General features: G+C 71.4%; 25 protein-coding genes. 13 read left to right on the top strand and 12 right to left on the bottom strand.

Annotated elements, in window-relative coordinates:
* Nucleotides 1-410 precede the first annotated feature (410 nt).
* Together AB0878_RS02410 and AB0878_RS02405 are read right to left on the bottom strand one after the other, a co-directional pair.
* Nucleotides 411-1,727, bottom strand: coding sequence for a carboxyl transferase domain-containing protein (locus AB0878_RS02410; RefSeq protein ID WP_366575727.1), 1,317 nt, complete (start codon nucleotides 1,725-1,727; stop codon nucleotides 411-413).
* On the bottom strand, nucleotides 1,724-3,145 hold the full coding sequence (locus AB0878_RS02405; RefSeq protein ID WP_366575971.1) for an acyl-CoA synthetase: 1,422 nt from the start codon (nucleotides 3,143-3,145) through the stop codon (nucleotides 1,724-1,726). The genes AB0878_RS02410 and AB0878_RS02405 overlap by 4 nt, the downstream gene beginning before the upstream one ends.
* 156 nt (nucleotides 3,146-3,301) lie before the next feature.
* On the opposite strand from AB0878_RS02405, the gene tsaB reads away from it, so the two are divergent.
* The 3 genes from tsaB to tsaD are packed head-to-tail and all read left to right on the top strand — an operon-like array spanning nucleotide 3,302 to nucleotide 5,492.
* The gene (gene tsaB / locus AB0878_RS02400; protein WP_366575725.1) at nucleotides 3,302-3,967 is read left to right on the top strand and encodes a tRNA (adenosine(37)-N6)-threonylcarbamoyltransferase complex dimerization subunit type 1 TsaB; all 666 of its coding nucleotides are present in this window, start codon (nucleotides 3,302-3,304) and stop codon (nucleotides 3,965-3,967) included.
* Nucleotides 3,964-4,446 carry a ribosomal protein S18-alanine N-acetyltransferase gene (rimI, locus tag AB0878_RS02395; RefSeq protein ID WP_366575724.1) on the top strand — a complete coding sequence of 161 codons (483 nt, stop codon included), beginning with the start codon at nucleotides 3,964-3,966 and terminating at the stop codon, nucleotides 4,444-4,446. The genes tsaB and rimI overlap by 4 nt, the downstream gene beginning before the upstream one ends.
* Complete coding sequence (gene tsaD / locus AB0878_RS02390; protein ID WP_366575722.1) at nucleotides 4,446-5,492, top strand: tRNA (adenosine(37)-N6)-threonylcarbamoyltransferase complex transferase subunit TsaD; 1,047 nt, start codon at nucleotides 4,446-4,448, stop codon at nucleotides 5,490-5,492. Before rimI ends, tsaD begins: the two co-directional genes overlap by 1 nt.
* On the opposite strand, the gene wecB is transcribed toward tsaD, so the two are convergent.
* From wecB to AB0878_RS02375, 3 genes are all read right to left on the bottom strand, one after another.
* Complete coding sequence (gene wecB / locus AB0878_RS02385; RefSeq protein ID WP_366575969.1) at nucleotides 5,489-6,634, bottom strand: UDP-N-acetylglucosamine 2-epimerase (non-hydrolyzing); 1,146 nt, start codon at nucleotides 6,632-6,634, stop codon at nucleotides 5,489-5,491. The two genes, tsaD and wecB, sit on opposite strands and share 4 nt — an antisense overlap.
* Nucleotides 6,635-7,165: 531 nt before the next feature.
* Nucleotides 7,166-7,339: an LPXTG cell wall anchor domain-containing protein gene (locus AB0878_RS02380; RefSeq protein WP_354876031.1), complete on the bottom strand. Its 174-nt coding sequence runs from the start codon at nucleotides 7,337-7,339 to the stop codon at nucleotides 7,166-7,168.
* A 21-nt stretch (nucleotides 7,340-7,360) separates the two neighbouring features.
* Nucleotides 7,361-8,125 (bottom strand): choice-of-anchor P family protein, encoded by a 765-nt coding sequence (locus tag AB0878_RS02375; protein WP_364183273.1) that lies wholly within the window; start codon nucleotides 8,123-8,125, stop codon nucleotides 7,361-7,363.
* A 346-nt stretch (nucleotides 8,126-8,471) separates the two neighbouring features.
* Here AB0878_RS02375 and xrtP point away from each other — a divergent pair, with 346 nt between their 5' ends.
* Together xrtP and AB0878_RS02365 are read left to right on the top strand one after the other, a co-directional pair.
* Nucleotides 8,472-9,014 carry an exosortase P gene (xrtP, locus tag AB0878_RS02370; RefSeq protein ID WP_366575719.1) on the top strand — a complete coding sequence of 181 codons (543 nt, stop codon included), beginning with the start codon at nucleotides 8,472-8,474 and terminating at the stop codon, nucleotides 9,012-9,014.
* A 53-nt stretch (nucleotides 9,015-9,067) separates the two neighbouring features.
* Complete coding sequence (locus tag AB0878_RS02365; protein WP_366575967.1) at nucleotides 9,068-10,396, top strand: glycosyltransferase; 1,329 nt, start codon at nucleotides 9,068-9,070, stop codon at nucleotides 10,394-10,396.
* A 54-nt stretch (nucleotides 10,397-10,450) separates the two neighbouring features.
* Here AB0878_RS02365 and AB0878_RS02360 read toward each other — a convergent pair whose 3' ends face one another.
* The 5 genes from AB0878_RS02360 to AB0878_RS02340 form a co-directional block, all read right to left on the bottom strand.
* Nucleotides 10,451-12,346 (bottom strand): N-acetylmuramoyl-L-alanine amidase, encoded by a 1,896-nt coding sequence (locus tag AB0878_RS02360; protein ID WP_366575717.1) that lies wholly within the window; start codon nucleotides 12,344-12,346, stop codon nucleotides 10,451-10,453.
* A gap of 99 nt (nucleotides 12,347-12,445) precedes the next feature.
* A complete protein-coding gene (locus AB0878_RS02355) occupies nucleotides 12,446-13,213 on the bottom strand; it encodes a class I SAM-dependent methyltransferase (RefSeq protein WP_366575715.1) in 768 nt (255 codons plus the stop codon).
* Between the two features lie 30 nt (nucleotides 13,214-13,243).
* Nucleotides 13,244-13,669, bottom strand: a complete 426-nt coding sequence (locus tag AB0878_RS02350; protein ID WP_366575713.1) for an arsenate reductase ArsC — start codon at nucleotides 13,667-13,669, stop codon at nucleotides 13,244-13,246.
* Complete coding sequence (locus tag AB0878_RS02345) at nucleotides 13,666-14,358, bottom strand: aquaporin (RefSeq protein WP_366575711.1); 693 nt, start codon at nucleotides 14,356-14,358, stop codon at nucleotides 13,666-13,668. Before AB0878_RS02345 ends, AB0878_RS02350 begins: the two co-directional genes overlap by 4 nt.
* A complete protein-coding gene (locus AB0878_RS02340; RefSeq protein WP_366575709.1) occupies nucleotides 14,355-14,714 on the bottom strand; it encodes a metalloregulator ArsR/SmtB family transcription factor in 360 nt (119 codons plus the stop codon). Before AB0878_RS02340 ends, AB0878_RS02345 begins: the two co-directional genes overlap by 4 nt.
* A gap of 85 nt (nucleotides 14,715-14,799) precedes the next feature.
* Between AB0878_RS02340 and arsM the strand changes: the two genes are divergently transcribed.
* The 5 genes from arsM to AB0878_RS02315 all read left to right on the top strand — a co-directional run bounded on the left by arsM (nucleotide 14,800) and on the right by AB0878_RS02315 (nucleotide 19,168).
* Nucleotides 14,800-15,531 carry an arsenite methyltransferase gene (gene arsM / locus AB0878_RS02335; protein ID WP_366575707.1) on the top strand — a complete coding sequence of 244 codons (732 nt, stop codon included), beginning with the start codon at nucleotides 14,800-14,802 and terminating at the stop codon, nucleotides 15,529-15,531.
* Between the two features lie 18 nt (nucleotides 15,532-15,549).
* Nucleotides 15,550-16,128, top strand: coding sequence for a cadmium resistance transporter (locus tag AB0878_RS02330; protein ID WP_366575705.1), 579 nt, complete (start codon nucleotides 15,550-15,552; stop codon nucleotides 16,126-16,128).
* Nucleotides 16,129-16,344: 216 nt separating this feature from the next.
* On the top strand, nucleotides 16,345-16,638 hold the full coding sequence (groES, locus tag AB0878_RS02325) for a co-chaperone GroES (RefSeq protein ID WP_009072407.1): 294 nt from the start codon (nucleotides 16,345-16,347) through the stop codon (nucleotides 16,636-16,638).
* Between the two features lie 97 nt (nucleotides 16,639-16,735).
* Nucleotides 16,736-18,352 (top strand): chaperonin GroEL, encoded by a 1,617-nt coding sequence (groL, locus tag AB0878_RS02320; RefSeq protein ID WP_366575702.1) that lies wholly within the window; start codon nucleotides 16,736-16,738, stop codon nucleotides 18,350-18,352.
* A gap of 303 nt (nucleotides 18,353-18,655) precedes the next feature.
* Nucleotides 18,656-19,168 (top strand): PadR family transcriptional regulator, encoded by a 513-nt coding sequence (locus AB0878_RS02315; protein ID WP_366575701.1) that lies wholly within the window; start codon nucleotides 18,656-18,658, stop codon nucleotides 19,166-19,168.
* Between the two features lie 10 nt (nucleotides 19,169-19,178).
* On the opposite strand, the gene AB0878_RS02310 is transcribed toward AB0878_RS02315, so the two are convergent.
* Entirely contained in the window at nucleotides 19,179-19,919 is a 741-nt protein-coding gene (locus tag AB0878_RS02310; protein ID WP_366575699.1) for an SDR family NAD(P)-dependent oxidoreductase, read from the bottom strand.
* 92 nt (nucleotides 19,920-20,011) lie between these two features.
* Here AB0878_RS02310 and AB0878_RS02305 point away from each other — a divergent pair, with 92 nt between their 5' ends.
* Entirely contained in the window at nucleotides 20,012-20,665 is a 654-nt protein-coding gene (locus AB0878_RS02305) for a TetR/AcrR family transcriptional regulator (RefSeq protein WP_366575697.1), read from the top strand.
* Between the two features lie 6 nt (nucleotides 20,666-20,671).
* Here the strand turns inward: AB0878_RS02305 and AB0878_RS02300 are convergent, their stop codons facing one another.
* Nucleotides 20,672-20,992, bottom strand: coding sequence for a WhiB family transcriptional regulator (locus AB0878_RS02300; RefSeq protein WP_220246148.1), 321 nt, complete (start codon nucleotides 20,990-20,992; stop codon nucleotides 20,672-20,674).
* A gap of 190 nt (nucleotides 20,993-21,182) precedes the next feature.
* On the opposite strand from AB0878_RS02300, the gene AB0878_RS02295 reads away from it, so the two are divergent.
* Both AB0878_RS02295 and AB0878_RS02290 read left to right on the top strand, forming a co-directional pair.
* Complete coding sequence (locus tag AB0878_RS02295; RefSeq protein ID WP_366575695.1) at nucleotides 21,183-22,124, top strand: MerR family transcriptional regulator; 942 nt, start codon at nucleotides 21,183-21,185, stop codon at nucleotides 22,122-22,124.
* 9 nt (nucleotides 22,125-22,133) lie between these two features.
* Nucleotides 22,134-22,991, top strand: coding sequence for a hypothetical protein (locus tag AB0878_RS02290; protein ID WP_366575693.1), 858 nt, complete (start codon nucleotides 22,134-22,136; stop codon nucleotides 22,989-22,991).
* Nucleotides 22,992-23,088 lie beyond the last annotated feature (97 nt).

Genomic DNA, 23,088 nt, shown 5'->3' with positions numbered 1-23,088 from the left:
CGGCAAGCTGCCCGCCCCTATGGCAATCGCACGCTCCCCGGGGCAAGCCTCGTTGGTATTTGGCAAGGCGCGCCATTGACTGGCTGCTTGCCGAGGCGTTTGGCAAGTCGGCTGGGCGCGGCGGCTGTCCGGCACGCCGCCATTTCTGTGGCGTTCGCGGGCTGGGCGCGGCAAGCCGTGTTGAGGGTTGGCAAGGTGCGCCGTTGACTGGCCGCGTGCCGAGGCGTGTGGCAAGTCGGCTGCTCGGTTGGCGGCTCCGGCTGGCAAGCTGCCGACCTGTGCGGCATCCACGAGCCACGTGTGGCAAGTCTCGGTGGTGTTTGGCAAGCGCTGCCGTCGGGTGGCCGCTTGCCGGTGTGAGTGGCAAGTGCATCGTGGCCGGCAACTCGGTGGGTGGCCGGCCGCACCGTTCAGGCCTTGACGATCCCCCGCGCCAAGCCGAGTTCGACGAGGTCCTGGGGTCGCAGCCGGAGCTGGTCGGCCGTGGCGGGGATCTCCGTCATGGGGCGTTTCAAGATCGCGGCCGCGGCCTCCGGTGAGGTGACCGAGAAGTACGCGTCCGGAGCGATCCAGGTGTTGTCCGGGGCCGCGAAAGCCAGGGCGCCGCCGGAGCCGCCCTCGCCGATGACCAGGGTGGTGACCGGCACCGTCGCGGTGGCGATGGCCTCGAACAGCGAGGCGATGGCCGGCCCGGCGCCGCCCTCTTCGGCGGAGGCGTCGTTGGCGGCGCCGGGGGTGTCGACGAGCGTCAGGACCGGGATGCCGAGCCGCGAGGCCAGGTGGACGAGACGCGCGGCGGTGCGGAAGCCCGCCGGACGCGTCGCGGTGCCGCACTGGGCGGCGAAAGCGAGCGCGCGCCCGTCGCGCCAGCCGAAGCCGCACAGGACGCCGTCGTCGACGGCGCCGGTGCGGTCGCCGCGGAGGAGTTCGTGCCAGTCGAAGTAGGCGTCCAGGTACGAGGCCGCGCGGGGCCGCCGAGAGGAGCGGGCGGCGCGGACGGCGTCCCAGCCGGTCGAGGGCACCGGCACGTCACGCAGAGCCGCCGGGGGAGGGGCCGGCGACGAAGACCGCGAAGTCACCAGCCGCAGCCAACGCTCCAGCACCGACCCGAGCGAAGAAGGCGAAACCAGCTGGTCGACCTGCCCCCACTCGTACTTCGCCTCGACCGTGTAAGCCTCCGAAGGCGACGTCGCCGGCCGCACGCGCGAGCCCGCGAAACCCACCTGCGCCAGCGGCAAGCCGAGCACCACGTCGGCGCTCGCGCCCAGCGTCGCCCAGCCGCCGCCGGTCGTGGGGTCGCGCAGCACGGAGATCTGCGCGACGCCGTCCGCCCGCGCCGCCGCCGAAGCGCGCGCGATCCGCTGCAGCTGGGACAACGCGCGCATGCCGTGCTGCATGCGACTGCCGCCCGTCGCGATCAACGCCACCACGGGCAGTTTCCGCGACCGCGCCAGGGAAAACGCGGCCTCCACCCGATCACCGGTCCGGCGCCCGATCGACCCGCCGAGGAACCCGAACTCCCACACCACCAGCACCGCGGGCGTCGCACCCACCAGCGCCTCACCGACGATCACCGACTCCGTCTCGCCCGTCCGTGCCGCGGCCGCCGCGTAGGCGTCGCGGTAGCCGGGCCAGCCGAGGGGATCGTCGACACTACCGTCCACATCAGACAGTTCAGTGAACCCGGTCGACACCTGCGCGATGACCTCGCGGGCCGAGGGCCTCACCCCAGCGCTCGCTTGAGGATCTTGCCCATGTCGTTGCGCGGCAACGCATCCAGGAACCGCACGACCCGCGGCCGCTTGTGCGGGGCCAGCAATTTCGAGACGTGATCCGCCAGCTCGGCAGCCGAAGGCGGCGAGCCCGAAGGCACCACCCACGCCACGATCCGCTCGCCGAGATCGTCGTCCGGCTCTCCCGTCACGGCCGCCTCGGCGACGCCCGGGTGCTCCAGCAGCGCGTTCTCGATTTCCCCGGCGCCGATCTTGTACCCGCCGCTCTTGATGAGGTCGGTGGCCTTGCGCCCGACGATCTTCACGTACCCGTCGGCGTCGCGCGTCGCCATGTCGCCGGTGCGGAACCAGCCGTCCGCAAGCGCGGCAGCCGTCGCGTCCGGCCGGTTGAGGTACTCGGTGAACAGGTTCGGGCCGCGCACCTGGATCTCGCCGACGGTCTCCAGTTCAGTGATCTCGACGCCCGCCTCGTCGACCAGCCGCAGCTCGACACCCGCCAGCGGCACGCCGACCGTGCCCGGCTTGCGCTCGCCGTCGGCGCGGACGCTGGTGTTCATCAGCGTCTCGGTCATCCCGTAGCGCTCCACGACCTGCTGCCCGGTCGCCGCCGTGATGCGCTGGTGGTCGTGCACGGGCAGCGCCGCCGACCCGGACACCAGCAGCCGGGCCCCGCGCAATGCCGCGGCCAGCGCGGAGTCCGAAGCCACCGTCTCCGCGATCCGGTGGTACATCGTCGGGACGCCGAACATCATCGTCGCGCCGCTGGTCAGTTCCTTCGCGACGCCCTCGGTCGAGAACCGCCCGAGGTGCCGCACCGAGCCACCCCGGCGCAGTGGGCCGAGGATCCCGAGGATCAGCCCGTGCACGTGGAACAGCGGCAGCCCGTGCACCAGCACGTCGTCGCCGGTCCACTCCCACGCGTCCTCCAGCGCGTCCAGCGTCGACGAGACCGCGCGGCGGGGGAGCACCACGCCCTTCGGCGGGCCGGTGGTGCCGGAGGTGTAGACGATGAACGCGGGCGCCTCGGCGTCCGGCTCGGCAGCCGGCACGGCCCCCGACCCGGTGAGCGGGATGTCCCGGCGTTCGAGCTCCGCGAGCCCGTCGGGAAGCGTGACGCCGGCCTCCGCCAGCACCAGTGCCGGCGTGCTGTCGGCCAGGATGTGAGCGAGCTCGCGTTCCCCGATCTTCGGGTTCAGCGGCACCACGGGCACCCCCGCGAGCAGCGCGGCGACCACGGCGACGCTGGTGTGCAGCGTCGGCGTCGCCCACACCGCGACCCGGCCGGCGGGCAGCTCGCTCGCCAGGGAACCGGCGACCGCGCCCAGCTCGGCGTAGGTGAGCGCCTGGTCACCGAACCGCAACGCCTCCCGGGGAGAACCGTCGGTGATCGCGGGGAACAGCGGATCGGGCACGGTGAGGACCTCCTGCGGCGCGGCGTCGGCGGGCGTCTCACCGGCACCGTACCGCGCCGTGACCTCGGCCACCTGCGACGCGATTCACACGGTTGCGGGGTTGCCCCTTCGGCCCGCCAGCCTGTCACTCTCGGACTGGACGTAAGCTGGGAAACCGTGCTGGTACTGGCGATCGACACCTCGACCCCGGCCGTGACCGCGGGCATCGTCGCCGTGGACGAGTCGGAACTGACCACCCGGGCCGACCGCGTCACGGTCGACCCGCGAGCCCACGGCGAGCTCATCACGCCCCACGCCCTCGCGGCGGCCGAGGCAGCGGGCGTGACGCTGCGCGACCTCGACGCGATCGTGTGCGGCGTCGGCCCCGGCCCGTTCACGGGCCTGCGCGCCGGCATGGCCACGGCCGCGGCGTACGGCCACGCGCTCGGCATCCCCGTCTACCCGGTCGGCAGCCTCGACGCGATCGCCGCGGAGGTGGTGCGCACGGACAAGCCGTTCCTCGTGCTCACCGACGCCCGCCGTCGCGAGGTGTACTGGGCCGAGTACGACGCGGCCGGCACGCGCGTGAGCGGTCCCCACGTGCAGCGCCCCGCCGAGGTCGAGACCACTTCGCGCGTCGCCGCCGGTGACGGTGCGCTGCAGTACGCGGACGCGGTCGGCGTCGTGCCCATCGAGCCGCGGTTCCCGTCGCCGTCCGGGCTGGTCCGCGTCGCGCGCGAAGCGCTGCTGTCCGGCGCGACGCCCGAGCCACTGACGCCGCTGTATCTGCGCCGCCCCGACGCCGTCGAGCCCACCGCTCGCAAGAGGGTGACGTCGCCATGAAGCTCGACCGCCTGCGCCGCAGCGACGCGAAGCGCTGCGCGGAGATCGAGCAGGTGCTCTTCCCCGGCGACGACCCGTGGAGCGCCCGCGCGTTCCACTCCGAGCTGGACCAGGGTCACTTCTACCTGGCCGCGCGCACCGACGACGGCACCGAGCTGCTCGGCTACGGCGGCCTCGCCGTGGTCGGCCGCCGCGGCGAGTACGAGGCGGAGATCCACACCATCGGCGTGGTGCCCGAGGCGCAGGGCCAGGGCATCGGCAAGGCCCTGCTGCGCGCGTTGCTGGAGCGCGCCGACGAGGTGTCGGCGCCCGTGTTCCTCGAGGTGCGCACCGACAACGACACGGCCGTCGGCCTCTACGAACGGCACGGTTTCGAGAAGCTCGGCATCCGGAAGCGCTACTACCAGCCCTCCGGTGCCGACGCGTTCACCATGGCCCGCCCGGCGCGGACCCCGGCAAAAGACGAGGTGGCCGGCTGATGTCGCGCGTCATCATGGGCATCGAGAGCTCCTGCGACGAGACCGGCGTCGGCCTCGTCCGCCTGCACGACGACGGCGCGGTGGAACTGCTCGCCGACGAGGTCGCCTCCAGCGTCGAGCAGCACGCGCGCTTCGGCGGCGTGGTGCCCGAGGTCGCCAGCCGCGCGCACCTCGAAGCGATGGTGCCCACGGCCGAGCGGGCGTTCGCGACGGCCGGGCTGAAGCTGTCCGATGTGGACGCCATCGCCGTGACGGCCGGGCCTGGGCTCGCCGGCGCGTTGCTGGTCGGCGTGTCGGCGGCGAAGGCCTACGCGTCGGCGCTCGACGTGCCGCTCTACGGCGTGAACCACCTGGCCGGGCACATCGCGGTGGACACGCTGCAGCACGGTCCGTTGCCCTCGCCGGTGCTCGCGCTGCTGGTGTCCGGTGGGCACACGCAGCTGCTGCGCGTGGACGACATCGCGTCGAAGATCACCGAGATCGGGTCCACTGTGGACGATGCCGCCGGTGAGGCCTACGACAAGGTCGCCCGGGTGCTGGACCTGCCGTACCCGGGTGGGCCGCCGATCGACAAGGCGGCCCGGCTGGGCAACGGTTCCGCCATCGCGTTCCCGCGCGGTATGACGGGTCCGCGCGACGCGAAGTTCGACTTCTCGTTCTCCGGCTTGAAGACCGCCGTGGCGCGGTGGGTGGAGAAGGTGGAACGCGACGGTGGCGAAGTGCCGGTGAACGACGTCGCGGCTTCGTTCCAGGAGGCCGTGGCGGACGTGCTGACCGCGAAGGCCGTGAAGGCGGCTCAAGAGCAGGGGATCGGTACCATCGTGATCTCCGGCGGTGTCGCCGCGAATTCCCGGCTGTCCGAGCTGGCGGCCGAACGCTGTGCCGCGGCGGGCATCGAGCTGCGCGTGCCGCGGCCCCGGCTGTGCACGGACAACGGCGCGATGATCGCGGCGCTCGGCGCCCACGTCGTCGCGGCCGGGCGGCCGACGGCACCGTGGGAGTTCTCGGCCACCCCGGGGCTGTCGGTGGAGATCGTCTCGCTCTAGGAGTGGGCCTGCTGCAGTGCGGTTTTCACGCCCAGCAGGCGCTCGATCGCGGTGGTGGCCTTCTCGGCGGCGTGGCCGTCGCCGTAGGGGTTCGGCGTCTGCGCGGGGCACAGGCTCCCGGCCAGCAGCCGGGTCGCGGTGCCGGTGATCTTCTCCGGATCCGTGCCCACCAGCCAGGCGCACCCGGCGTCGACGGCCTCGGCGCGTTCCGTGACCTCGCGCAGCACCAGCACGGGCGTCCCGAACGTCGGCGCCTCCTCCTGGATGCCGCCGGAATCCGTGAGCACGAGCGACGCCAGCCGCAGCGCGCGCACGAGGTCGGGGTACTCGAGCGGCTCGGTGATCGTCACGCGCTCGACGCCGCCGAGTGTCGCCGTCACCTGCGCCCGCACCGCCGGGTTGGGGTGGACGGGGAACAACACCTGCACGTCGGGATGGGTTTCGACGATCCGCCGCACGGCGGTCAGCGTCTGATCCAGCGGCTCGCCCCAGGACTCCCGGCGGTGCGACGTCACCAGCACCAGCCGTTCCCCGGCCTCCGCGATCTCCATCTCCAGCAACGCCAGCGCCGGATCGTGCGCCGGCAGGTCGCGCGCCGTGATCGCCAGCACCGCGTCGACGACCGTGTTCCCGGTCAGCACGATCTTCTCGTCGGCGACGCCCTCCGCGCGCAACGCCTTCGCCGCCGCTTCGGTCGGCGCCAGGTGCAACGCCGCGATGCGCGCCACCATCTGCCGCGTGCCCTCTTCGGGGAACGGCGCGGCGAGATCGTTCGTCCGCAGCCCGGCTTCGAGGTGCACCACCGGAATCCCCAGCCAGAACGCCGCCAGCGCCCCCGCCAGCCCCGTCGTGGTGTCGCCCTGGACGACCACCGCCGCCGGCCTGAGGCTCCGCAGCTGCGCGTCCAACGCCGGCAGCAGCCCGCTCACCAGCTCGGCCTGCGTCCCGCTCACCCGCTCCGGCACGTCCAGCCACGCGTCCACGCCCAGCCCGAACGGCACGAGCGCCTGCTCCACCATCCCCTGGTGCTGGCCGCTGTGCACCAACACGGGCCGTACCCCGGCACGCCCCTCGAGCGCCACGACGAGCGGCGCCAGTTTCACCGCCTCCGGCCGCGTGCCGGCCAGCAACATCACGTCCACGTGTTCCACACTTTCGAGTGTCCCGGAAACCCCAGCTCACCGACGTTCGAGAGAACGACCGGGCCTTTCACCGGCCGCGAATCACCGCGGGCTGCGGCCGGCGGGGGTCTTGTGTTGTTCGTTTGTGTCTTGCTTCCGCGCGCCTGGCGGCTCCGCGGTTCGCGTCCACGCCGAGCGGGGCCGCGCGAGTCCCGGCAGTTGCTTGCGCCCACGCTGCTTGCGACGACTACGCCGGTGGCCGCCGAGGTAGGCCCGAGAAGGTTCCCCAGGCTCGGGTCTACCTCGGCGGGTGCGGGCTGTCGTCTTGTAGTTGTGGTCATCGGTTCGCCGCTGACGCATCGGGCCCGGGAGGGCCGCGCGGGTTTCCGCGTCCGGCCGCTCCCACCCGCGTGGTTGTGGTCGCTTGGGCCGGTCGCCCTCGGGTTGTCGGTCGGGCGGTGAAGCGGTGCGCCGGGCTGCTCGCTGGAGGTGAGCAGCCCGGCGCGGCACAGCCCGTGGGCCGCCGGCCGAAGCCGGTGGCCCACGGTGCTGCTAACCGCGGGCGAGCCGCCGGTTGCGGCGGTAGGCGGCGATCACCGCGACGGTCCCGAGGACCACGAGGAGCGCGCCGACCGTGATCCACCAGCCGACGTCGGCGCCGGTGGCGGCGAGGGTGCCCACGCCGCCACCGGCGACGCCGACGCCCGCACCTGGCATCTTGTACATCAGTCGATCACCCCGGACCGGTCAGGCGACCGAGCGGCGACGGGTGAACCGCAGGCCGACCGGCACGGCGACGGCCGCGAGCACGCCGAGGCCCACCCACAGGCCGGCGCCGGACGCGAGCGGCATCGGCGGAGCGGCCGGGCCGCAGGTCGCCGACGACACGATCACGTCGCCGCTGCCGAGGGCGCCGACGACGCCACCGAGCAGCTTCAGGTGCAGGGCGTTGACCGTGAGGCTGCCGTCCTTGTTCTTGATCTGCTCGTTGAGGATCAGCGTCGCCACGTTGACCGGGCCGAGCCCGACCTTGATCTGCGTGTTCGGCGCCGGGTTCGAGTCGACGTCGCCGACACTGCCCAGATCGGCCCCGACCAGCGTGGAGCTGCCCTTGACGCCTTCCTGGGTCGCGGTGCAGACCGCCTCCACGGCCTTGATCCCGACGTTGCCCAGCGCCGCCTTCAGCAGCGGCAGCCCGACGTTGGCGGTGCTCGCCTTCGCCGTGACCGCGCCCGAGTTGTCGTCGCGGACGGCCGAGGTGTTGATGACGCCGGCGGTGAGGATCCCGGCGGCGTTGGCACTGACCGTGCTGTTGCTCGTCGGTCCGTCGGTGTTCGCCGCCGCGAGCGGGCCGAGCTTGACCGCGGACGCGCCGAGCAGCTTCACGTCGACGTTCACGCCGTAGGCGGAACCGTCACCGGGCGCCGCCGAAGCCGGAACTGCTCCGGCGAGGGCGATGCTCGCCACCACAGCGGCGAGCATCCCGCCTCGTCGCAAGAGGTGTTTCTTCACTGGTCCTCCGATTTTTGTCAGGGCGAGCCGCTGCACGGACGAATCCCGCTGAACAAGAGTCGGCACGCTGATCGAATATCGGTGGCGTTGCCGGAAATGGCACACAATTCCGGGGAGACCACCGTATCGGGTGGTTTATCCGGGCCGGTTCCCACGTCGGTGCAGGCATCACCCGAACGGCCTAGCAAGCTTCTCGCCATTCGTGCCGAAAGGCGCTGGGAGATCCCTGAGAAGGGGGATACCCGTCGAAAGTTCCGGCACTGGTGTCTTACGCTGGCGCCGGGGTCCGCCGTTCTTCCGAAGGTTTCCGGCTGAGAGGGTCGTCGTGGCAGTAGCGAACACACCTGTGTCCCCCGTCTCCCGGTTTCCGCTGCGTATGGCGGTGCTCGGGGTGGTCGCGGTCGGCGTGGCCCTCGTGCTCGTGGAGCGGTCCTACCGCGAGCTGGAAGTGCAGCTCGCAGGGGCGATACTGAGGGTCATCACCTCATCGGGTGTTTATGTGGCCGGTAGTCGCGAATCCGTGTACTTCGGGTTGACCGGCGCTACTCCGTTCGGGTTGAGAATGACCCCGGAATGCTCTTCTGTATTCCTCTTGCTGCCACTTCTGCTCGTGACTGCGGTGCTCCTCTACTTCCGTCCGCGGAATGCGCGCCGACTGTTTCTCTCGCTGGGAATTGCCGCGATCGCCGTCATTCTCGTGAATCAGTTGCGTATTCTCACCATCGTCGGTCTGGTCCACGCGCTGGGCACCGACGAGGGCTACTACTGGGGCCACACGCTGCTCGGCTCGATGGTCAGCGTGCTCGGCGGCGCGGTGTCGCTCGTGCTGTTCGTCTGGCTCGCGACCCGCAAGACGAAGGCGGAGAAGAACCAGGGCACGGCCGCGTGAACGACACCGGGTTCAAGGTCCTGCTCTCGATCACCCAGGCGTTCGCGCTGACGATGAGCGTCGCGTTCATCGTCTACGTCGCGATGATCGTGGTGCCCTACCTGCGCCGCAAACCCGCCCCGGTCGGCGATCCCGACGCGTTCGCCTGGCACTTCTTCGTGCCGTGCCGCGACGAGGAAGCCGTGATCCGCGAGACCGTGCGCTACCTGCGCACCACCTTCCGCCGCGCGCACGTGTGGGTCGTCGACGACGACTCCGACGACCGCACCGCCCGCGTCGTCCGCTCGGTGTGGCGGCGCAACGGCGGCTACGACCCCAACCTGCATCTGGTGGCACGCAAGCGGCCCGAGGCCCGCACGGGCAAGGGCGACGCCCTCAACGCCGCCTACCGGGCCCTCGACGAGTGGCTCGAACCCGACACCGACCGCGACCGCGTGGTCGTGGTGGTCGTCGACGCGGACGGCCGCCCGGCCGCCAACTGCCTCGAGGTCTGCGCGGCCGACCACCTCTTCGGCGACCGGAAGATCGGCGCCGTGCAGCTCGACGTGCGCATGAGCAACGTCCGCACCCGCCCGCCGGGTCGCACCTGGTTCGCGCGCGCGTTCGGGCTGAAGCTGGCGCAGCTGCAGGACCTGGAGTTCCGCACGGCGATCGCCGCGATCCAGACCTCCCGCGGCTTCACCGGCACGATCTCCATGGGCGGCAACGGCCAGTTCACGCGCCTGGCCGCCCTCGACTCCATCGGCGGCGACGAGCACCAGCCCTGGCGCGGCTCCCTGCTGGAGGACTTCGAGCTCGGCGTCCACCTGCTCACGGCCGGCTGGCGCACGGGCTTCACGCCGGATTCCCACGTGGCGCAGGAAGGCCTGTACAGCCTGCGGCGTTTCCTCGTGCAGCGCACGCGCTGGGGCCAGGGCACGATGCAGTGCTCGCGGTACCTGCGCCGCATCTGGGACTCACCGCACGTGTCCACTTTGGGCGCCGCGGAGATGATGTACTACCTGGCGCAGCCGTGGATGCAGCTGCTCGGCTCGCTGCTCTACCCGGTGCCGTTCATCCTCCTGCTGGCCACCACGGCCGGCGATCCGTCGCAGGTCTGGACGTGGTTCACCGGCGGCGCCTGGATCCTCTTCGCCATCTACGGCTCGTTCGGCCTGCTGCCGTTCGTGGTGTGGGGCCCGATCTACCAGATGAAATGCCTGGGCAGCAAGAACATCTTCCGCGGCCTCGGCATGGGTCTGCTGTACGCGGCCTACATCTACACCTTCTACATCACGTCCTGGCGCGCCGTGACCCGTCTCGTGCGCGGCCGCAACGGCTGGTCCAAGACGCGGCGCAACACCGAGGTCACCAGCGGCGTGAAGGTGGCGCTGGACAGCTGAGGCAACGAAGAAGGGCCCCTCAGCCGGGAGGGGCCCTTCTTCGTCTTCACAACCTCAGAAAGCCGGCTTCAGCACCACGTCGTCGAGGTTCACGTACTCGACGCGGTGTCCGAACTGGACTTCCACGTACTTCGTCTTCCCGCGCACCACCACGTGGTCCGACACGTCGAACGTCGTCGCCGAGTAGTACTCTGACGGAACGACGCCGCCGACGGAGTAGGTCTGGCCCGCCGCGAACGTGTAAGGCATGGGCGCCAGCGCTTGCGGCGTGATCCCGGCCGGGTACGCCGACGCCTCCGGGAACGCCCGCCCGTAGACGGGAATCGTCGGCTTGCCCGGCTTCGGCGTGGCGACGAGGCCGCTCGCCGGGACCACGGTGTTGCTCGGCAGCCAGCCCTTCTGACCCAGGTACCAGATCGCCGTCCAGCCGCCCTGCCGTCCGGCCACGGCGTACTGCTGGCCGGTGGCCACGCGGCTGCCGACATCGGAAACGTCCATAGTGGACGCCCCGGTGCCGTGCAGCCCGGCGTCGGACAGCAGGGGAGACGCGGTGTCCGGCGCGGTGTGCAGCACCACGGCCTCCGAGCCGCGTGCGGCGCACGGCGTCCCGGAGCCGATCTTGTCGCAGCCGGTGAACACGGGCTGGTTGGCGGCGAACTTCGGCGCGATCGTCACCATCGACGAGCCGGCCCGGCCGGTGGCCTTGATCGGCGCGCCCAGCAGGTCGAAGTAGTGCGACCAGTCCCAATAGGGGCCCGGGTCCCAGTGCATGCCGGGGATGGTGGCGGGCGTGGTGCCCGGCACGTTGTCGTGGCCGATGATGTGCGCGCGGTCCAGCGGCACGCCGTAGCGCTTCGCCAGGTAGCCGACGAGCTTCGCCGACGACCGGTACATCGCCTCGGTGTACCAGGTGCCCTGCGCGGCGAAGCCCTCGTGCTCGACGCCGATGGACTTCGCGTTGACGTACCAGTTGCCCGCGTGCCAGCCGACGTCCTTGGTCGGCACGTGCTGCGCGATCAGGCCGTCCTGCGAGCGGACGGTGTAGTGCCACGCGAGGTAGGTCGGGTCCTGCGCCAGGGTGAGCGCGTCGTCCCAGTAGCCCTCGGTGTCGTGGATGACGATCGTGTCGATCTTCTGGCTCTGCGGCCGGTTCGCGATGTCGTGGTTGCCGTAGTCGCCGCCGGGCAGCTCCTGGTAAGGCGCGGGCACGGACTCACAGGCCACGGACTTCGGGCACTCGGTGGCGGGCGGGGCATTGGCTTTCAGGCCCAGCCGCTCGGCCTGCGCCCGGTCGGGCGTGACGCCGGGGGTCGCGGCGAGCGTGACGGCCTGGCCGTCGTCGGTCGTGCGCGTCTCACCGCCGGCGATGGTGGCGTAGACCTCGTCGGCGAAGGTCTGGGCCGCCGTCACGTCCTCGGAGCCGCTGTACGCGGCGACGGCGCCGTACCAGTCCTTCGCGTCTTCGCTGCGCACGCCGAGCTTGCGCTGGTACTCGGCCAGCAGGGCGGCGCCGCCGCGGATGTTCTGCTTCGGGTCGGTGCGCAGCGTCGCCGCGTCCGTGTGCAGCAGGGCCGCAGCCTGGTCCACGGTCTGCTGCTGTGTGGGCTTCGGGTGCAGCGCGGGCCGGGCGTCGTCGCCGCGCGGGTCTTCGCCGCTCTGGTCGAACTCGCTGGTCACGACGCCGGCCGTGCGCAGGTCCGTGAGGTGCATCGGCCCGTAGCCGGCGGCGGTGCTGGGCGTGCCGGCGTTGTAGTCCCAGCGGGACTCCAGGTACGAGACGCCGAGCAGCACGTCGAGCGGGACGCCGAACTCCTTCGCCGCGCTCGTGAAGTCTTGTTGGCGCTGCTGGTTCGCCGGTTGGGCTTGGGCAGGTGCCGACGTCGCCAACGCGACCGCCAGCAACCCCGCCCCGCCCGCGACGGCCAACCGCCGCGTAACGGAGTGGAACATCGGTGGGGACCCCCAGGTGTCGGTGCTTTTCCGGCGAAACTTAACCAGAAACGGGGGCGGCTGGTAAGACTCCGCGACGGCGCTTTCGCCCAGCGGTCGTCAGCGCCCGATCACGAGCACGAGCGAGCCGTCGAACGTGGGCTGTTCCTTGAGCGCTCGGTGTTCGGCCGCCCAGGTCCCGTCGGCGAGATCGCTGGTCAGCTTGCGCGTGAACCGCGCCACGGCCGCTTCGTCGACAAAGCTCCACGCCGAACACGCCTGCCGCGCCGCCGGCTCCAGCAGCATCTCCGGCCGCGCGTAGTACGCCTCGTTGAACCCGTCGACGCAGTCGCGCGGCACCGGCACGGGCACGACCTCGGTGTCGCCCAGGTACTTCGCGATCTCGCTGATCGCGGGGTACCGGCGTGCTTCCGTGTCGAGCACTTCCGGGGCGTACTCGTACAGCCAGAAGTCCCGTACCCGGTCGGGATCGCAGGTGAGGATCGCGACCGGTCCCTTCGTGACGCGCCGAACCTCGCTCAGGCCCTTCGCGAGATCCGGCCACTGGTGCACGGTGAACGTCGCCATGGCCGCGTCGAAACTGTTGTCCTCGAACGGAAGATCCTCCGCCGTCGCGTCCACTGCGGGCCGGTCCTCCGGCCGCAGCGCCCGCATCGACGCGGACGGCTCGACGGCGGTCACGGTCCGGCCGGCCGGCTCGTACGACCCCGCGCCGGCCCCGACGTTCAGCACGGTCCTCGCGTTCCCGAGCGCTTCGTCGACCGCGGCGGCGATGCGGGGGTCGGGGTTGCGGTAGCCGGTGTAGACCTTGCCGATCTCGCCGTAGTCCGCGTCGCCCGCGCTGCCGTCGGCCATCCTGCTGCTCACGGCCACGAGCCTAGCGATCTTCGGCCGTGCTCAGGCGGTGTTCGTCCGTCCGCGGTCGACGCCTGACCCAAGTTCCGGGACGAGCGCCCGCACGCGATTGCGGATCTCGTCCCGGATGACGCGGACTTCAGCGAGGGATTTGCCGGCCGGGTCGTCGAGTTCCCAATCGAGGTAGGTCTTGCCGGGGAAGACGGGGCAGGCGTCACCGCAGCCCATGGTGATGACGACGTCCGACGCTTCCACGGCGTCGAGGGTGAGAACCTTCGGCGTCTCCGCGGTGAGATCGATGCCGGCCTCGGCCATGGCTGCGACGACGACGGGGTTGAGCGAGTCGGCCGGTGCGGAGCCGGCCGAGCGGACCTCGACGAGGTCACCGCCGAGGTGCGCGAGGAACGCGGCGGCCATCTGCGACCGGCCCGCGTTGTGCACGCAGACGAACAACACGGACCGGGTCACGAGCGAGCCTCCTGGAGTGTGCGGGGAACGCCGAAGAGCAGCGCGACGAGCCCGAGGCCGACGGCGGCGCCGACGACCTGGGCGGCGACGAAGGGACCGACCGAACCGGGCGCGATCCCGGCGAACGTGTCGGTGAAAGCGCGTCCGACGGTCACCGCCGGGTTCGCGAACGAGGTGGAGCTCGTGAACCAGTAGGCGGCGCCGATGAACGACGCCACCGCCACCGGTGCGTGGTGCCCCCGTCCGGTGCGGTCGAGCCCCGCGATCAGCATGAGCAGACCGGCCGTCGCCACCACCTCGCCGAGCCACAGGTTCCCGGCGGCACGGTCGTGTCCGGACCACTGCACGAGCGGGCGGGCGAACATCGCGTTCGCCAGGACCGCGCCGCCGATGCCGCCGGCGAACTGCGCGGGCACGTACGCGGCGACGTCGCGCGACCCGAACTCCCCACGACGGGTGAGCCACGCCGCCAGCGAGACCAGCGGGTTGAAGTGTGCGCCGGACACCGGCCCGAACAACGCGATCAGCACGCCCAGCCCGAAAACGGTGGCCAGCGAGTTCGCCAGCAGCTGCACGCCGACGTCGCGCGACAGCTCGGCGGCCTGGGCACCGGAGCCGACGACCACGGCCACCAGCGCGGCCGTTCCCACGGCCTCGGCGGCCGCCCGGCGAAGAAGCGAGGTGGTCACGCCGGGGCCACCTGCGGCACGCGCAGCACCGCGGCGAGACGCTCCATTGTGGACGGAAGCGCCCAGTAGTAGACCCACGTCCCCCGGCGCTCGCAGTCGATCAAACCGGCCTGGCGCAACAGTTTCAGGTGGTGCGAGATCGTCGGCTGCGCGAGGTCGAACGCCGGCGTCAGCTCGCACACGCACATCTCGCCGCCCTCGCGAGAGGCGATCATCGACAGCAGCCGCAGCCGCACCGGGTCGCCCAGTGCCTTGAACACGCGGGCCAGCTCGGCGGCCTCGGCTTCGGCCAAGGGCGCCGAGCTCAGTCCCGCGCAGCACCCCTCGCGCTCGTCGGGCAACTCCTGGATCGACATGCTTCTATATTGACGTTTGCCGATCCAGAGCGCAAGGTTGTTTCCACAAACGTCGATACAAGCTGATCCAGCAAGGAGAAGCACGATGACCGACCTGCGTGAAACCGTGCGCCGGCGCTACGCCGCGGCCGCCCTGGAAGTCACCTCAGGCGGGACCGGGTGCTGCGGCCCGGCACCGGCCGACGTCGACTTCGGCTCCGGCCTCTACGCCGCCGACGAACGCGCCGAGCTGCCCGCCGACGCCGTCTCCGCCTCCCTGGGCTGCGGCAACCCCACCGCGGTCGCCGACCTGCACCCCGGCGAGCACGTGCTGGACCTCGGCTCCGGTGGCGGCATCGACGTCCTGCTGTCCGCCCGCCGCGTCGGCCCCGCCGGCAAGGCCTACGGGCTCGACATGACCGATGAGATGCTGGCGTTGGCCACCGCCAACGCCGCCAAGGCCGGCGCCACCAACGTCGAGTTCCTGAAGGGCGCCATCGAATCCATCCCGCTGCCCGCGGACTCCATCGACGTCGTGATCTCCAACTGCGTGATCAACCTGTCCACCGACAAACCCGCCGTCTTCGCGGAAACCTTCCGCGTCCTCAAGCCCGGCGGACGGATCGGGGTGTCCGACGTGGTCGCGGAAGACACCCTCAGCCCCGCCCAGCGCGCCGAACGCGGCGACTACGTGGGCTGCATCGCCGGCGCCCTGTCCTTCGCCGAGTACCGCGCGGGCCTGGAAGCCGCGGGCTTCACCGACATCCAGCTCACCCCGACCCACCTCGTCGCCGACGGCATGCACTCCGCGATCGTCCGCGCCGCCAAACCCGTCTGACCTGGCATCGTCGGGCGGGTGCCCCTGAACGTCGTCGGCCAGGCCGTGGGCCTGTTCGCCGTGACCAACGTCGACGACCTCCTCGTGCTGGCCCTCTTCTTCGCCCGCGGCGCAGGTTTGCCCGGCGCGACCCGGGCCGTCGTGACCGGCCAGTACCTCGGGTTCGCGGCGATCCTCGTCGTCGCCGTGGCGGCCGCGTTCGGGGTGACGTTCCTGCCGGCCGGCTTCATCCCGTACCTCGGCCTGCTGTCGATCGCCCTGGGGATCCGCGCCGCGGTGCAGGCCTGGCGCCACCGCGGCGACGACGCCGAACCCGCCCGCCCCGGCGGCCCACGGACCCTCGAAGTCGCCGCCGTCACCCTCGCCAACGGCGGCGACAACATCGGCGTCTACGTCCCCGTCTTCGCCACCACCGGCCCGGCCGGCACGACGGTCTACGCGGTGGTGTTCCTCGTGCTGGTCGCCGCCTGGCTCGCCGCCGGCCACCACCTCGCCACGCGTCCCGCCGTCGCCCGGACCCTCGCGCGTTGGGGCCACATCGTCCTGCCCGCCGTGCTGATCGCCCTCGGCCTGCTCATCCTGATCGACGGCGCCTAGCGACGGCCGGCGGAACCAGTGCGAAATGAAGTCGCTGGTCAGCCCGCCTCGGCGAGGATTCCCCCACGTCAGATGGACCCTCCTTGCAATGCTGGCACTCCCGTGGCTAGAGTGCTAATCGAACGGCCCGAACACGCCCGGCACCCGCGACGGCGGGGGTGGTAGGAGCCGTAAGTCATCCTGCCGACGCTTTCGACGACCGTGGAGGTCAACCCGGTGAGCGTGAACATCAAGCCGCTCGAGGACAAGATCGTTGTCCAGACGAGCGAGGCCGAGGAGACGACCGCTTCCGGCCTCGTCATCCCCGACACCGCCAAGGAAAAGCCCCAGGAGGGCAAGGTTCTGGCCGTGGGCCCGGGCCGGATCGACGACAAGGGCAACCGCGTGCCGCTCGACGTGGCCGTGGGCGACGTCGTGATCTACTCCAAGTACGGCGGCACCGAGGTCAAGTACAACGGTGAGGACTACCTCATCCTCTCCGCCCGCGACGTGCTGGCCGTCATCAACTGACGTCCGCTCGCAGCGCATGACGCCCCGGGCCCCGCACAAGCCGGGGGACGGGGCGTTCTTGCGTTCAAAAACCCCTGAAAGGTAAGCGGAACACGCTATGCCCAAGCAGATCAGTTTCGACGAGGACGCTCGTCGCGCGCTCGAGCGCGGGGTGAACAAGCTCGCCGACGCCGTCAAGGTGACCCTCGGCCCGCGTGGTCGCCACGTCGTTCTGGACAAGAAGTTCGGCGGCCCGACCATCACCCTCGACGGCGTGACCGTCGCGCGTGAGATCGAGCTCGACGACCCGTTCGAGAACCTCGGCGCGCAGCTGGCCAAGAACGTGGCCACGAAGACCAACGACGTCGCCGGTGACGGCACGACCACCGCCACGGTGCTGGCCCAGTCGCTGGTCAAGCACGGTCTTCGCAACGTCGCCGCCGGTGCCAACCCGACCTCGGTCGGCAAGGGCATCGAGGCCGCGGCCGAGAAGGTCGTCGAGATCCTCAAGTCCAAGGCCACCCCGGTCAAGGGCCGCGAGAACATCGCGCAGGTCGGCACCGTCACCTCCCGCGACGCCACGATCGGCCAGCTGCTCGGCGAGGCCGTCGAGCGCGTGGGCGAGGACGGCGTGATCACCATCGAGGAGTCGTCGACCCTGGCGACCGAGCTCGTGATCACCGAGGGCGTGCAGTTCGACAAGGGCTTCCTGTCGGCGCACTTCGCGACCAACCCCGAGGACCAGAAGGCGATCCTCGAGGACGCCTACATCCTGCTGTCCCGCGAGAAGATCTCGGCGCTGGCCGACCTGCTCCCGGTGCTGGAGAAGGTCGTCGAGGCCAAGAAGCCGCTGCTGATCATCGCCGAGGACGTCGACGGCGAGGCGCTGTCGACCCTCGTGGTGAACTCGCTGCGCAAGACGATCACCGCCGTCGCGGTCAAGGCGCCGTTCTTCGGTGACCGCCGCAAGGCGTTCCTGGACGACCTCGCGTTCGTCACCGGCGGCGAGGTCGTCTCCGCCGAGATCGGCGTGAAGCTGTCCGAGATCGACCTCAGCTCGCTGGGTCGCGCTCGCCGGATCGTCGTCACCAAGGACGACACCACGATCGTCGACGGCGCGGGCTCCAAGGACGCCATCGCCGGCCGGATCGCGCAGATCCGCAAGGAGATCGAGACCACCGACTCCGACTGGGACCGCGAAAAGCTGCAGGAGCGGCTCGCGAAGCTCGGCGGCGGCGTGGCCGTGATCAAGGTCGGCGCGGCCACCGAGACCGAGCTCAACGAGCGCAAGCACCGCATCGAAGACGCCGTGGCGTCGACGAAGGCGGCCGTCGAGGAGGGCATCCTCCCCGGTGGTGGCTCGGCGCTGGTCCACGCGGTCAAGGAGCTCGAGGGCGACCTCGGCCTGACCGGTGACGAGGCCACGGGCGTCCGCATCGTCCGCGACGCGCTCACCGCCCCGCTGTTCTGGATCGCCAGCAACGCGGGCCACGAGGGCGCGGTCATCGTGAACAAGGTCCAGGAGCAGAGCTGGGGCCACGGCTTCAACGCCGCCACCGGCGAGCTCACCGACCTGATCGCGGCGGGCATCGTCGACCCGGTCAAGGTGACCCGCTCCGCGGTCGCCAACGCCGCGTCCATCGCCCGGCTCGTGCTCACCACGGAGAGCTCCGTGGTCGAGAAGCCGGTCGACGAGGAACCCGACGCCGGCCACGGCCACGGTCACTCGCACTAGTTCCACCAGCACGCCGAACCGGGGCGGCGCTCCCTTGCGAGGGGGTGCCGCCCCGGTTTCGTTTGCGCCGAGGGAGCTGCCGTGAACCTCGCCACCTCGCTGTCTTCGACGGCGACCGCGCGACCTACGAGGTGAGCACCAACGTCGAGCTCTACCGGGATCGCTTGGCGCACCTGGGTTTCGAGCCCGCGGGCACCGACCGGTCAGCCGGTGCCGAGGCCTGGCCGATCGCGTGACGAAGATCTTGGCCGCGGGTTTTCCCGACGCCGTCGAGTAGTCTCAGTGTGACTACTGGAGGCGCCGATGACTTCGGGAACGCGAGAGCTGTCCGCCACGGCCTACGTGGTGCTCGGCATGGTCGCCCAGCTCGGGGTGACCACGCCGTACGCGGTGAAGCAGGCGTTGCGCCGCTCGATCGGGCAGTACTGGCCCATCCCGCACGCGCAGCTGTACGCGATTGCCGGCCAGCTGCAGGAACAAGGCCTGCTCGAAGGCGACCAGGAGACCTCCGGCCGCCGCCGCAAGACCTACTACGTCACCGAAGCCGGCCACCGCGCGCTGCGCGAGTGGCTGAGCCGCCCCGACGCCGAACCGGCCGAGATCCGCAGCGTGGCCTGGCTCAAGCTCGCCTTCAGCGACCTCGCCGACCCCGAGAGTCTCTCGCAGCTCGCGGCCGAGCAGGTCGAGCAGCACCGCAGCCGCATCGCTCGCCACGGCACCGCCGCCGCGTCCGACCACGCCACGCAGCTGGCCCTCGAACTGGACCGCGCCGCGTTGCGGTTCTGGACCGGGCTGGCGGCGCGCCCGGGCCGGTGACGGCGGCCGATCAGGCCGTGAACCCGCCGTCGACCGTGATCGCCGTGCCCGTGAGGTAACGGCCGTCGGGGCCGGCGAGGTGGGACACGGTCGCGGCGACGTCCGCCGCGTCCGCGTAGTGGCCCAGCGCGATGTGCGGCACCTGGGCCGCGGCGGAGGGACCGTCGACCGGGTTCATGTCGGTGTTCGTCGAGCCCGGGTGGACCACGGTGGCGGTGATGCCCCGCGGCCCGAGGTCGCGCGCCAGGCCACGCGTGAAGCCGATCAGTGCCGCCTTGCTCGCCGAGTACACGCTCATCCCCGGGAACGGCACGCGCTCGGCCAGGTCGCTGCCGATCGAGACCACGCGGCCGCCGCGGGGGAGGTGCTTGAGGGCCGCCTGCGTGGCGACCAGCACGGCGCGCACGTTCACGGAGAGCGTCTGGTCGATGTCGGCGAGGGAGAGCTCGTCGAGCGGTGCCGCGATGGAGACGCCGGCGTTGTTGACCAGGATGTCGAGCCCGCCGAGCTCCTCGGCGACCCGGTCGACGGCCGCCGTCACCGCGGCGGCGTCCGCAGAGTCGGCCTGCAGGGCGAGGCCGCGCCGGCCCAGCTCCTCGACCCCGGCGACCACCTTGGCCGCCTTGTCCGCCGAGCGTTCGTACGTGATCGCGACGTCGGCGCCGTCCTCGGCCAGCCGTTTCGCGATCGCCGCGCCGATGCCCCGGCTACCGCCGGTGACCAGTGCGACCTTGCCGTTGAGCGAACCCATGTGTCACCCTTTCTGTATCGATGACTACATAAAAGACGCCGTACCATGGGGTCGTCAAGTTTTTCTGTATCGCTCGCTAAAGAAGGTGGTCCATGTCACCGCGAGGCCGGCCACGCGCGTTCGACCGGGAGCACGCCCTGACCCAGGCGATGTTCGTGTTCTGGGAGCGCGGCTACGAGGGCACGTCGCTGGCCGACCTGACCGGCGCCATGGGCATCAACCCGCCGAGCCTGTACGCGGCCTTCGGTGGCAAGGAGGCGCTGTTCCGCGAAGCGGTCGAGCGCTACGGCGAGACGTACGGCAGCTACACGCCCCGCGCGCTGCGTGAAGAGCCGACGGCACGCGAGGCCATCGAAGCGATGCTTCGCGACAACGCCCGCACGTACGTGGATCCCGAGCACCCCACGGGCTGCATGGTCGTGCTCGCCGCCACGAACTGCTCGCCCTCGAACCAGGGCGTGTGCGCGTACCTCAAGGCGCAGCGCGAGGAGGTCCGGGACCTGGTCCGGGCCCGCCTGCGCCGCGGGATCGAGGCCGGTGAGCTCGCCGAAACCGTCGACGTGGAGGCGCTCGGCGCGTACTACGCCACGGTCTTGTTCGGCCTGTCGATGCAGGCCCGCGACGGCGTGGACCTGCCCGGGCTCACCGCGATCATCGACGCGGCGATGCTGTGCTGGCCTGGCGCCAGCGAAAACGCGGCAGGGGCGGCGTCCGAAGTGGACACCGCCCCTGCCGTGAGTTCGTGAGCGCGCTCAGCCGCCGGACATGCTCAGCGCTCGTTTGTCCTGCTTGATCAGGTTCTCCCGCTCGGACTCCGACAGTCCGCCCCAGATGCCGTAGGGCTCGTGCACGGCCAGTGCGTGCCGCCGGCACATGTCGAGCACCGGGCAGGCCAGGCAGACCGCTTTCGCCCTGGCCTCACGGCGTGCCCTAGCCGGCCCCCGCTCGCCGTCCGGGTGAAAGAACGCCGCGCTGTCCATCCCCCGACACGACCCCTCCAGCTGCCAGTCCCACATATCTGCGTTGGGACCGGGGAGCCTGCGCGTGTCTGCCATCCTGACCGCCTCCGTCATCCGGTCGATGCCATTAGCTGCTCTGCTGTGGTGCCGATACTCCATTCGGTGCAACGGCGGTAACGTTAGAAGCGCGCCAATAGTTGTTCAAGAGCTTCGGGATGATTCAGCCGTTAGGCATCCCCCGGAATGGTGAGCAGGGGTTTTGGCTCCGGTTGCCGTGACTCTCGCGGGCCTGGATATTGGCCGGGTGGGATCCGGAGCGCGTGAAGGAGAACCCACCCTGCCGGTGGCCTCGGTCGCTCGCCGGCTCGGGGTCGCCCCGTCGACCCTCCGTACCTGGGACCGCCGCTACGGGCTGGGCCCCAGCCGCCACACCGACGGCAGGCACCGCCGCTACGGCAGCTCCGACATCGACCGCCTCGAGCTGATGCAGCGCGCCCTGCTCCGCGGCGCCTCGACCGCCGAGGCCGCCCGCTACGCGCTGCAGCAGATGCCGCGTACGGAGATCGTCCCGCCCGCCGACGAACCCGCGACGCCGGCGCACCCCGCGCCCGCCGACGGCGAGGTCCCGTCGCGCCTTGCCCGCCGCCTGAGCACGGCCGCGCTGGCCATGGACGTCGGCGCCGTGCAGCGCATGCTCGCCGAGGCCCTCGACGAGCTCGGCGTGCTCGCCGCGTGGTCGGGGGTGGTCGAACCAGTGCTCACGGCCCTCGGCGCGCGCTGGCGCGGGGTCAGCGCGGGCGCCGAGGTCGAGTACCTGCTGGCCGAGTGCGTCTACGCGGCGCTCGTGCGCGCGACGCCCGTGCTCGACGCGCCCCTCAACCTGCGTCCGGTGCTGCTCGCCTGCGTGCCCGAGGAACGCGACACCATGCCCGTCTACGCGCTCGCGGCGGCGCTGGCGGGGCGGCGGATCGGCGCCCAGCTGTTCGGCGTGCCGCTGCCCGCTGAGGTCCTGGCGGTGGCCGTGCGACGCAGCGCGCCCGCCGCCGTGGTCCTCTGGGCGCACCGGCGTGACGTGGCGGACCCGCGGCTGTTCGCGCGGGTGTCCCGTGGCCGTCAGCGCAGCCGGCTGTTCGCGTGCGGGCCCGGCTGGGACGTCGCCACGCTGCCCGACAAGGTCGAGCTGCTCGCCGACCTGCCGGCCGCCGCGGGCCGCGTCGAGCACGTTCTTGTCGGGGCGGGGCGCTAGAAAGGTCCCGTGCTCCGAACCTTCCTCGCCGAGCTCGCGTTCGGCGATCTCGTGCCGCCACCGGTGCCCGTCACCGCGCCGCCCTCCGCCGAGCCCCGGCAGCGGCTGCTGGCCGCCGTCGTGCTCGGCGCCCAGGGCCGCTACGCCGCCGCGGCCACGGCGCTGGCCGACCTGCGCCGGAGCGCCGACCCCGTGATCGCCTCGCTGGCCGCGACCACGCTGGCGTCGCACCGCCGTCAGCTCGGCGGGCACGTCTCTGCGCGGGCGCTGGACGGGGAGGCGCTGGTGGCGCTGGACGGCGCCCGCTCGCAGCCGGACCCGGACGGCCTCGACGCGGCCGGCGCACGAGCCGACGCCCTGCTCGGCCTGGCCGCCGACAACCTCGCCCTGGGCCGGCTCACCGCCGCCCGGCGCCTGGCCGCCCGCGCGGCGGAGGCGGACGACCGCTGGCGCGCCACCGTCCGTGGCGGCTGGGTCGGCGCCGAGATCGCGCTGGCCGCCGGCCGTCCGGGGGAGGCGCTCGAGCCTGCGCGGCGAGCTGCGGAAACGGCGCGGGTGCGCGGCTCGCACCGGCACATCGTCAAATCCGACATCGTGTTCGGAGTCGCACTCGCGACGGCCGGGGAACCGGAGCAACGCGCTACTGCACTCGACGTCGTCACAAATGCCGCCATGACCGCCGAGAAATACGAACTCTATTCACTTATTTGGGTGGCGACACGCGTAGCGGCCGATCTGGACCCCGGACACGCCGAGAAGTATCGATTCAGAAGCCGCGAGGTGTTGCACGCAGTGTTACGGCACGCAGATCCTTGCGTGATGCGGATCGCAGAGGATTCACCGTGGGTGCCCGACAGGCCGGGTTGAGCCCTCTGGAAACGCCGTTCCGGCATCCGGGCTAAGAAACTTCAAAAAAAGCCACCGGATCGTGTCAAGGTTCGGGCTAAAGCGTCCGATAGGGGAA

The sequence above is a fragment of the Amycolatopsis sp. NPDC047767 genome (genome assembly GCF_040704195.1).
Classification (GTDB): Bacteria; Actinomycetota; Actinomycetes; order Mycobacteriales; family Pseudonocardiaceae; genus Amycolatopsis.
Note: the sequence above shows the minus strand (reverse complement) of the source record. Positions and strands in the feature narration are given on the sequence as shown.